The sequence below is a fragment of the Devosia sp. genome, assembly GCF_028290645.1.
Taxonomy (GTDB): domain Bacteria; phylum Pseudomonadota; class Alphaproteobacteria; order Rhizobiales; family Devosiaceae; genus Devosia_A.
In genome coordinates, this window is sequence record NZ_JAQGJL010000281.1 from 1 (window position 1) to 9,478 (window position 9,478).

The window sequence follows — 9,478 nt, forward strand, 5'->3', positions numbered from 1 at the left end:
AGAGGATATGGCGCCGGCCGCCGGCTTCAGGCGCGGTCATGGCGGCGACCTGGGCGGCGGCAACGTCGCGGACGTCGACGATCGAGAAGCTCATCTTCGGGGCGGCGGGGACCGAGCCGTTGAGGAGGCGGAGGATCAGCGCGCCGGAAGTGCCGGGATCTTCGTCGAGCAGCGGGCCGAAAATGCCGCCGGGATTGATGGTGGCAAGCCGCCGGCGGGCATCGTCACCCTCGGCGATGCGCCAGGCCTCGCGCTCGGCGCGCAGTTTCGACTCGGGATAGGCGGTGACCTTCGGGTTGTCGGGGTCGGTCCAGTCGGCGGTGGTGAAGGTTTTCGAGTAGTCGGTGTGGCCGTAGACGATGGCGGCGATCGAGGAGGTGAGGACGACGCGCTCGACGCCGGAGCTGAGCGCCGTGGTGACGGCGCGGCGGGTGCCTTCGACGGCGGGGCGGATCAAGTCGTTCTTGTCCTTGGGCATTTCGACGACGAAGGGGGAGGCGACGTGCTGGACATAGCGGCATCCGGCGACGGCTTCGTCCCAGCCGTCGTCGGAGAGGAGGTCGAGGGCGACGATCTCCACCAGGGAGAGGTCGGCGCCGTGGGCGGCGAGGGTGTTGCGCACCTTGTCGGCCTTGTCGAGGCTGCGGACCGAGCCGCGGACAGCATAGCCCTGCCGGAGCAGTTCCAGCGCCACGTGGCCGCCGAGAAAACCGGAAATGCCGGTGAGAAGGACGCGGTCGGTCAAGGTGGCCATGGCTTGAGTCTCCGGTAAAATTGAACGATATGTATGTATTGCGTTCAGTTCGTTCAATCATACACAGGTGTCGGGAGGAGCAACGTTGGCGGAGAGCGACAAGCGGGGGGAGATCTTACGGGCGGCGCGGTTCCTTATCCTCAAACAGGGGTTGCGGGCGACCACCATGGAGGCGATTGCGGCGGAGGCCCGGGTGGCCAAGCCTACGCTCTACAAATACTACGGGGATAAGTCGGCGGTGTTCGAGGCGATCGTCACCGAGCTGCTGGTGGAGCTGCACGGGCGGTTCATGGCAGCGCTGGCGGGCGAGGGCCCGGTGGCGTTGCGGATCGCGGCGGCGCTGTCGGCAAAATATGCGGCGCTCACGGAATTCATGGCGGGCTCGGCGCATGCCGGCGAGCTCTATGACGAGCACGACCGGATGAGCGGGCCGCAGGTGCAGGTGGCGGAGGCGGAGGGCGACGCGGCGGTGGTGCGGGAGCTGCGCGCGGCGGGGATCGGGGACGCGGAGGCGCTGGCCGAGGTGGTCAGTGGCGGGGCGTACGGGATTTTTCGCTAGGCCAGGCCGGGGGCGGATGTGGGCGCGGCGATACGGCTCCTGGTGGAGCGGGTGGTGGGGGTGGAGGCCTCGTCCAGCCGATAGAGCGAGCCCGGTCCTTCCCCTCTCTTGCGATTTCTAAGGCTTTGCGAAGACGCTAAGCCCAAGAAATCGCTTTCTCCCCCGCAAGGGGGGAGATGAGGAGGGATCGCGGCTCTTCAGACCTTGGCCCAGCCTGCGGTTTTTTCGCTGGCGAAGATGGCGTCGAGGACTTTCATGCTGAGGATGGCGTCTTCGACGCCCCATTCGAGGGGCTGGTTGTCGAGAATGGCGCGGCAGAAGGCGTTGGCCTGCTCGGTGTACTGGTCGCAGGGCGGGATGATCTCGCGGCGGCTGAGGTGCCCGTCGGGGGAGTAGCCGGGGTCGACGAGCAGCGCGGTGGCCTTGTCTTCCGGGGCGTTGAAGGGGATGACCAGCTCGATGCGGCCCTTGGTGCCGATCAGCTCGAGCGACTGGTGGCCGACCGCCTGGGTGGAGCAGGTGAAGCTCGCCTGCCGGCCGCCGCCGAAATCGAGGATGACCGAGGCGAGGCGGTCGGTTTTCATATCGGGGTCGCGATCGACCAGCGAGACGGCGCGGGTGGGCTCGGAACCGAACAGGAAGCGGGCGCCGGTCACCGGGTAGCAGCCGATGTCGTAGATGCCGCCGCCGCCGATATCGGCCTGGTTGCGGACATTGGTGGGGTCGGTGAGGAAATAGGTGAAGACGCCGCGGATGGCGCGGAGCTCACCGAGTTCGCCGGAACGGACGATCTCGCGGGCGCGGTGCCATTGCGGGTGGAAGCGCACCATGAAGGCTTCGTAGAAGACGATGCCGGGCGGGATCTGGCGCAGCTGCTCGGCTTCCTTGGCATTGAGCGCAATGGGTTTTTCGCAGAGCACATGCTTGCCGGCCCTGGCGGCGGCGAGGGTCATGGGGACGTGGAGGTGGTTGGGGAGCGGGTTGTAGATGGCGTCGACATTGGGGTCGGCGAAGAGGGCCTCGTAGCTGCCATGGGCCGTGGCCTTGCCGGTGAGGCCGAGCTCGGCGATGTAGGCCTCGGCCTTGCCGACGTCGCGGGAAGCGACGGCGACGACCTCGCTGAGCGGCGACTTCATGATCGCCGGGGTGACCTTTTTGAGGCCGATATTGGCGGTGGAAAGGATGCCCCACCGGACTTTCTTTTGAGCCATTTTTCTCTCCCTCGAGTTGCCCAGTGTTAGCGGATGGGCAGCGGCGCTGCCATAAGACTTCCGCGAGTTTGCCCCGGAGATGAACGGCACATGAATGGGAAATTCGTGCGGCCGGCGCCGCGAGCCGATCCGGGCGGCCGCTGGATTGCCTTGCGGATGAACGGGAAATGAACGAACTGCACGCTCGGCATCCTCCGAACGTTGGCTGGTGGCTGTGGACCCCACCCCTGACCTTCCCCTTGAGAAGGGGGAGGGGGACGACTGCGGGTGGACGGGGGTTAACTTTCCGTGACGAGAACCTATTGGGGTTATTGGGGAATCCGGGGTGTGCGGAGGGCTCCGAAGCAGCTATCCACCCCGCTTGAAGCAACCGGTTCCGGACGCCAAGGGGTTGTCGCCGCTTGCTTGGGGACAAGACTTTGAACAGGATTGCACTGATCACCACTGCGGCGATGCTTGCCGTGCCGACAACCGGGTTTGCGGCGGATCTCACCATCGGGACGCCCGGGGCTGCGGATGCGGCGACGGATTGGTCAGGGTTTTATGCCGGCGTCCATGGCGGCATGGGGACCGGTGAGATCTCGATGACCGACACGTTCACAAGCACCACCGCCACCGCCAGCGGCTGGCTCGCAGGGCTGCAGGCCGGCTACAATTTCGAGGCCGGGAACTTCGTGCTCGGCGTCGAGGGCGACGTGTCCTGGGCCGATATCGGCGTGGAGTTTGATTCGGGAGCCAGCGGAACGCACTACCGGGTCGACTGGATGGCTTCGCTGCGCGGTCGTGCCGGCGTCACGCTCGACAGCGCGCTGCTCTACGGCACCGCCGGCATTGAGACGGCGGGAGCTAGCGTCAGCATCTGGAATGCGTCCCCGGGCATCACCGACGACGTTGGCGCCACGCATAGCGGGTGGGTCGCCGGGCTCGGCGCGGAACTGATGGTTACCGAGAATGTCTCGCTGCGCGGCGAGTACCTCTATCACGCGCTCGGCGACGAGCCCTACACGATCACGGCACCGGACTTGACCCAGGCCACGGCAGACCTCGGCTACGCGTTCCGCACGCTTACGGTGGGCGCGAACTTCCACTTCTGACGAGACCTCGTCGGCGTGTTCCTCGCTGACGCCGGTGGCTGGGGACCCCCACCCCCGTCCCCTCCCCCTGAACAGGGGAGGGAGACCCTTGGGCTTTGGTTGTGGGGGGCGCCCGTCGCTTCGCTCCGAGCGCGCAACCTTCGGTTGCGATACCCCTCATCCGCCCTTCGGGCACCTTCTCCCTCAAGGGGAGAAGGCGGACGGCGGAGGGGCCTCGGCTGGGCAGTCATAGGCGCTGGTGGCTGGGGACCCCCCACCCCTGTCCCCTCCCCCTGAAGTAGGGGGAGGGAGACGAAATCGCTGACGCCAGTGGGAGGGTCTCCCTCCCCATTCTTAGGGGAGGGACAGGGTGGGGTCGGTATGCGTTGGACGGTGGGGAGCGCTAGGCGACCTGGCCGGCGGCCCAGCCGCTGGACCAGGCCCATTGGAAGTTGTAGCCGCCGAGCCAGCCGGTGACGTCGACGGCTTCGCCGATGAAGTAGAGGTTTGGGACGGTGCGGGCGGCCATGGTGGTCGAGTCGAGGCCGTCGGTGTCGATGCCGCCGAGGGTGACTTCGGCGGTGCGGTAGCCTTCGGAGCCGGTTGGCTTGATGGTCCAGCGGCGAAGGGCGTCCTCGATCTTTTGAAAACTCTTGTCGCTCATGTCGCCCATCATGGTGGTGATGCCGATCTCTTCGGCCAGCATCTGGGCGAGGCGCTTGGCGAGGTGGTTGCTAAGCACGGTCTGCAGCGCCAGCTTGGGGGTGTCGCTGCGGGCGCGGCGGAGGATGTCGGTGAGGTCGCCATTGGGGAAGAGGTCGATGGTGATGGCGTCGCCTTCGCGCCAGTAGCTCGAGACCTGGAGGATGGCGGGGCCGCTGAGGCCGCGATGGGTGAAGAGCATGGCTTCGTCGAAGCTCTTCCGGTTGGCGGTGATGCGGGTGTCGACGGCGATGCCGCTCAGGGGCGCGAGGCGCTCGAGGATGCGAGGCTCGAAGGTCAGGGGGACGAGGGCGGGGCGCGTCTCGGTGACCTTGAGGCCGAACTGGGTGGCGAGCTGATAGGCGAGGCCGGTGGCGCCCATCTTGGGGATCGACTTGCCGCCGGTGGCGACGATCAGGGATTTGGAAATCAGCGTCTCGTCATGGGTCATGACGGTGAAGTTGCCGTCGGCATGGCTGACGCTGTCGACCTCGGTGTCGAGCAGCAGGGTGCCGCCGGCCTTCTTCAATTCGCTCAGCAGCAGGTTGATGATCTGCTGGCTCGAGCCGTCGCAGAACAGCTGGCCTAGGGTCTTTTCGTGGAACGGGATGGCGTAGGAATCGACCAGCGCGATGAAGTGGCCCGGGGTGTAGCGCGAGAGGGCGGAGAGCGCGTAGCGCGGGTTCTTTGAGAGGAAGCGGTCGCGGCCGGCTTTCACCGTGGCGTTGATGTTGGTGAAGTTGCAGCGGCCGCCGCCCGAGATGCGGATCTTTTCGCCGGCGGTCTTGGCGTGGTCGATGACCAGCACCTTGCGGCCGCGCTTGCCGGCCTCGATGCCGGCCATGAGGCCGGCGGCGCCGGCGCCGAGGATGATGACGTCGTGGTGTTGCATGGGTGGGGGATACACGGAGTCTTGCGGCAGGCATAGGGCGGGGCGGAGGGAGTGCTCGGGCCGAGAGGCTGCACCCCTCACCCTAGCTGCGCTAGCTCGCTCGCGCTCGCAAGCTGCGCTTGCCCTCTCCCCTGAGGGGCGAGGGGACGCGGGGGGGCGACGGCGGGGTTCATCCAAGATAATTGACTATTTGCCAGTTCGGCGTAGAAAACCCGGCGCCGGACGAGAAGGATCGGGTTGCGGGATGCGCAAGACCCACCACATGACGAGGACGAAAGCGGGGACCATAGGTCTGCGCGGGTTCGTCGTCGCGGCGAGCAAAACCACCAAAACCCCCTGAGCCGATCCCCGGGCCTCTCCCGCCGGGGAGCGGCGGGATGCCGTGTGCCGCGGACCGAAGGTCCAGCGCGGGGGAATGAAGGCAAAGAGGAAGTTCCAATGGGTTATCGCGTCGCCGTCGTCGGGGCCACAGGCAATGTGGGCCGGGAAATGCTCAACATCCTTGCCGAGAGGAAGTTTCCGGTCTCCGAGGTGATCGCACTCGCCTCGGCGCGCAGCCAGGGCCAGGAGATCAGCTTCGGCGACAAGCGGCTGAAGGTGCAGAACCTCGAGAATTTCGATTTTTCCGGGGTGGATTTCGCGCTGATGAGCGCGGGCTCGTCGGTGGCCAAGGAATATGGCGAGAAGATCGGGCGCACCGGCTGCATCGTGGTCGATAATTCGAGCTTCTGGCGTTATCACGGCGACGTGCCGCTGATCGTGCCTGAGGTCAACGCGCATGTGCTCGACGCCTATATGGCGCGGGCGGATCGGAAGAACATCATTGCCAACCCGAACTGCTCGACGGCGCAGCTGGTGGTGGCGCTGAAGCCGCTGCACGATTTCGCGACGATCAGGCGGGTGGTGGTGGCGACCTATCAATCGGTCTCCGGCGCCGGCAAGGAAGGCGTCGACGAGCTCTGGGCGCAGACCAAGGGGATTTTCGTCAACGACAAGCCGGACGCGCACAAGTTCCCCAAGCAGATCGCCTTCAACGTCATCCCGCAAATCGACGTGTTCATGGAAGACGGCTCGACCAAGGAAGAGTGGAAGATGGTGGTCGAGACCAAGAAGATCCTCGATCCCAAGATCAAGCTCAGCGCCACCTGCGTACGGGTGCCGGTGTTCGTGGGGCACTCGGAGGCGGTGAACATCGAGTTCGTCAATCCGATCTCGCCGGACGAGGCGCGCGATATCCTGCGCGAGGCGCCGGGGATCTCGGTGATCGACAAGCGCGAGCCGGGTGGGTACGCGACGCCGGTCGAGGCGGCGGGCGAGTACGACACGTATGTGAGCCGCATCCGCGAGGATGTGACGGTGGAGAACGGGCTCTCGATCTGGGTGGTGAGCGATAACCTCCGGAAGGGGGCGGCGCTGAATACGGTGCAGATCCTCGAGACGCTGATCGAGCGGCGGCTGGTGGAGTTGAAGGCGGCTTAGGGGGCGGGGTCGCCCGTCGCTGCCGCTCCGGTCGGCGATGCCTTGCATCGCGGACCCTCATCCGGCCTTCGGCCACCTTCTCCCACAAGGGGAGAAGGCCCCGACTGACAGTTTCGGTTTGCGCGCCACGTTCGGAAGCTCGCTCCCATGTCCCCCCGCGACCTGATCCTGACATTGCTTGTCGTCACCGTCTGGGGCCTCAATTTCGTGGCCATCAGGTGGGGGGTGGATGAGGTGGCGCCGTTGTTGATGACGGCGTTGCGGTATCTGCTCGCGGCGGTGCCGGCGGTGTTCTTCGTGCGGCGGCCGGCGGTGAGCTGGCCGATGCTGGTGGGCTATGGGTTTGCCATCGGCGTGCTGCAGTTCGGGCTGATGTTCACGGCGATCAAGCTGGGGATGCCGGCGGGACTGTCGTCGCTGGTGATGCAGCTGCAGGTGTTCTTCACCATGGGGCTGGCGGTGCTGTTCCTCGCGGAGCGGCCGGGGCCGGTGCAGTGGCTGGGGGCGGTGGTGGCGTTCGGCGGGATTGCGGTGATCGGGATCGAGCGGCTGCAGGCGGCGGCGCTGGTGCCGCTGCTGATGACCATTGTGGCGGCGTTTTTCTGGGGGGTGGGCAACATCTTCACCAAGAAGGCCGGGAAGGTCGACATGCTGGGGTTCGTGGTGTGGTCGGCGCTGGTGCCGCCGATCCCGCTGCTCGGGCTGTCGCTGCTGTTCGAGGGGCCGGGGGCGATCCCGGCGGCGTTCGCGAACCTCACCTGGGTGGGGGGCGGGTCGCTGCTGTTCATCGCCTATGCCGCGACGCTGTTCGGCTATGGGTGCTGGAGCTATCTGCTGAGCCGCTATCCGGCGGGGGTGGTGGCGCCGTTCTCGCTGCTCGTGCCGATTGCCGGAATCGGCAGTGCGGCGCTGCTACTGGGGGAGACGATCTCGGGGCTGGAGATTGTTGGTAGTGCGCTGGTGTTCGTAGGGCTGCTGCTCAACGTGTTCGGGCCCCGGGTGTGGGCGCGGGTCGTCGCATGATCACGCTGCGGCTCGCGACGGAGGCGGATGCGGCGGAGATCGCGGCGCTGTTCGCGGCGTCGCGGCGATTGCTGACGTTCCTGCCCGACCTTCATACGGTCGAGGAGGACCGGGTCTATGTCCGCGACAAGGTGCTGCGCGATTTTCGCGTGACGGTGGCGGTGCGGGACGGGCGGATCGTCGGCTTCATGGCCGAGCTCGAGGGGTGGATCGAGCATTTCTATGCCGGTGCGACGCAGCTGCGGACGGGGGTGGGGTCGGCGCTGATGGCGGATGCCAAGTCGCGCAACCACGAGCTGCAGCTGTGGTGCTTTGCCGACAACCTGCGGGGGCGGGCGTTCTACGAGAAGCAGGGGTTCGCGGCGGTGGAGTTCACCGACGGGGCGAGCAATGAGGCGAAGGCGCCGGATATTCTGTATCGGTGGGAGCGGGGGGACGGCTGAGGCGCCTGTGGGTGTGCGGCGCGGCTGAGGTTGCGGTGGCTGTGCAGCGCGACTGAAGTGCCGGTGGCTGTGGACCCCCACCCCTGTCCCCTCCCCCTACTGGGGAGGGAGACGCTCTCATGGGCATCGCGGTTAGCGTCTCCCTCCCCTTGTTTAGGGGGAGGGGACAGGGGTGGGGGTCAGCCTTCGCCGGCGGTAGCGTGCTTGCCTTAGACTTCCGGGCGATAAAAATCGCCGTCCCGGTTCATCACCCAGAGTTCGCCGGTCGAGATGTCGAACCAGGCGCCGTGGATGGCGAGCTTGCCTTCGTCCTCGAGGCGCTTGACGTAGGGGAAGGTGCGCAGGTTGTTGATCGAGTTGCGGATCGAGAAGCGCTCGAGCATGGTCTGGCGCTCGCGGTCGGTGAGGAGGGTGTATTTCGACACCGCGGCGGAGACCGGAGCGAGCATGCTCATCCACTTGCCGATGAAGTCGCCCTGGGCGAGGGGGCCGGTATCGGGGGCGAGAGCCGCCTTGATGCCGCCGCAGCGGCCGTGGCCCATCACCACGATATTGCTGATTTCGAGCGCGTTGACGGCGAATTCGATGGCCGCCGAGGTGCCGTGCTGGCCGCCGTCGGGCTGGAAGGTGGGAACGAGGTTGGCGACGTTGCGGAGCACGAACAGTTCGCCCGGACCGGCGCTGAAGATGGTCTCGGGGGCGGCGCGGCTGTCGCAGCAGGCGATGATCATGGTGGTCGGGGACTGCCCCCGATCGGCCAATTCCCGATAGCGGCCCTGTTCCGGGTCGTAGCGGTCGGACATGAACGACTTGTAGCCGTCGAGCAAAAATGCTGGAAACCCATCCATACCGCAGCGATTAGCGGTTCGTGGACGCAATTTCAATCGCCCGGGGCAAAGAGGGCGAGCCAAAGGAGTAATGAATGCTGATTTACCGGTTCCTCTCGGGGGAGGACGATTCCGAATTCTGCCACAAGGTGACCAAGGCGCTGAGCCAGGGCTGGGTGCTGCACGGGTCCGCCAGCTATGCCTATGACGCGATGAACAAGAAGATGAAATGCGGGCAGGCGGTCACCAAGGTGGTGTCGGACCAGCCATATGATCCGGAAAAGAAGCTGGTGGATTACGTGTAGGGGGTTGGGGGCTTAGCCGCTGGCGTTGTGCCGGGCCGACCCCCACCCCTGTCCCCTCCCCGCAAGGGGGAGGGGGACGCTTTCATTGGCGAGGGTGCGCGGGGTGGCGTGTGGCGTTGGGCCTTTGTGCCCGGGCTAACCCCCACCCCTGTCCCCTCCCCGCAAGGGGGAGGGAGACGCTTCCATCGTCATGTTGCCACTGTGCACCGG

Annotated in this window: 10 protein-coding genes; 6 read left to right on the forward strand and 4 right to left on the reverse strand. The window is 66.1% G+C overall.

The window, feature by feature from the left end; genetic code table 11:
* Nucleotides 1–754, reverse strand: a 754-nt coding sequence (locus JWQ89_RS15125) for an NAD-dependent epimerase/dehydratase family protein (RefSeq protein WP_299642323.1), incomplete at its 3' end; no start/stop codon positions are given.
* 85 nt (nucleotides 755–839) lie between these two features.
* Between JWQ89_RS15125 and JWQ89_RS15130 the strand changes: the two genes are divergently transcribed.
* Nucleotides 840–1,313 carry a TetR/AcrR family transcriptional regulator gene (locus tag JWQ89_RS15130; protein ID WP_299642325.1) on the forward strand — a complete coding sequence of 158 codons (474 nt, stop codon included), beginning with the start codon at nucleotides 840–842 and terminating at the stop codon, nucleotides 1,311–1,313.
* A 197-nt stretch (nucleotides 1,314–1,510) separates the two neighbouring features.
* Here the strand turns inward: JWQ89_RS15130 and JWQ89_RS15135 are convergent, their stop codons facing one another.
* Nucleotides 1,511–2,524 carry a Gfo/Idh/MocA family oxidoreductase gene (locus JWQ89_RS15135; protein ID WP_299642327.1) on the reverse strand — a complete coding sequence of 338 codons (1,014 nt, stop codon included), beginning with the start codon at nucleotides 2,522–2,524 and terminating at the stop codon, nucleotides 1,511–1,513.
* Nucleotides 2,525–2,943: 419 nt separating this feature from the next.
* Here JWQ89_RS15135 and JWQ89_RS15140 point away from each other — a divergent pair, with 419 nt between their 5' ends.
* Nucleotides 2,944–3,618 carry an outer membrane beta-barrel protein gene (locus tag JWQ89_RS15140; RefSeq protein ID WP_299642328.1) on the forward strand — a complete coding sequence of 225 codons (675 nt, stop codon included), beginning with the start codon at nucleotides 2,944–2,946 and terminating at the stop codon, nucleotides 3,616–3,618.
* A 382-nt stretch (nucleotides 3,619–4,000) separates the two neighbouring features.
* On the opposite strand, the gene JWQ89_RS15145 is transcribed toward JWQ89_RS15140, so the two are convergent.
* A complete protein-coding gene (locus JWQ89_RS15145; RefSeq protein WP_299642330.1) occupies nucleotides 4,001–5,191 on the reverse strand; it encodes an NAD(P)/FAD-dependent oxidoreductase in 1,191 nt (396 codons plus the stop codon).
* Between the two features lie 438 nt (nucleotides 5,192–5,629).
* On the opposite strand from JWQ89_RS15145, the gene JWQ89_RS15150 reads away from it, so the two are divergent.
* The 3 genes from JWQ89_RS15150 (at nucleotide 5,630) to JWQ89_RS15160 (ending at nucleotide 8,136) form a co-directional block, all read left to right on the forward strand.
* The gene (locus JWQ89_RS15150; protein ID WP_299642331.1) at nucleotides 5,630–6,670 is read left to right on the forward strand and encodes an aspartate-semialdehyde dehydrogenase; all 1,041 of its coding nucleotides are present in this window, start codon (nucleotides 5,630–5,632) and stop codon (nucleotides 6,668–6,670) included.
* Between the two features lie 147 nt (nucleotides 6,671–6,817).
* Nucleotides 6,818–7,693: an EamA family transporter gene (locus tag JWQ89_RS15155; RefSeq protein ID WP_299642333.1), complete on the forward strand. Its 876-nt coding sequence runs from the start codon at nucleotides 6,818–6,820 to the stop codon at nucleotides 7,691–7,693.
* Complete coding sequence (locus tag JWQ89_RS15160; protein WP_299642334.1) at nucleotides 7,690–8,136, forward strand: GNAT family N-acetyltransferase; 447 nt, start codon at nucleotides 7,690–7,692, stop codon at nucleotides 8,134–8,136. The genes JWQ89_RS15155 and JWQ89_RS15160 overlap by 4 nt, the downstream gene beginning before the upstream one ends.
* A 209-nt stretch (nucleotides 8,137–8,345) precedes the next feature.
* Here JWQ89_RS15160 and JWQ89_RS15165 read toward each other — a convergent pair whose 3' ends face one another.
* The gene (locus JWQ89_RS15165; RefSeq protein WP_299642335.1) at nucleotides 8,346–8,984 is read right to left on the reverse strand and encodes a carbonic anhydrase; all 639 of its coding nucleotides are present in this window, start codon (nucleotides 8,982–8,984) and stop codon (nucleotides 8,346–8,348) included.
* Between the two features lie 74 nt (nucleotides 8,985–9,058).
* Here JWQ89_RS15165 and JWQ89_RS15170 point away from each other — a divergent pair, with 74 nt between their 5' ends.
* Nucleotides 9,059–9,268 (forward strand): DUF1737 domain-containing protein, encoded by a 210-nt coding sequence (locus JWQ89_RS15170; protein WP_299642336.1) that lies wholly within the window; start codon nucleotides 9,059–9,061, stop codon nucleotides 9,266–9,268.
* Nucleotides 9,269–9,478: the final 210 nt, after the last annotated feature.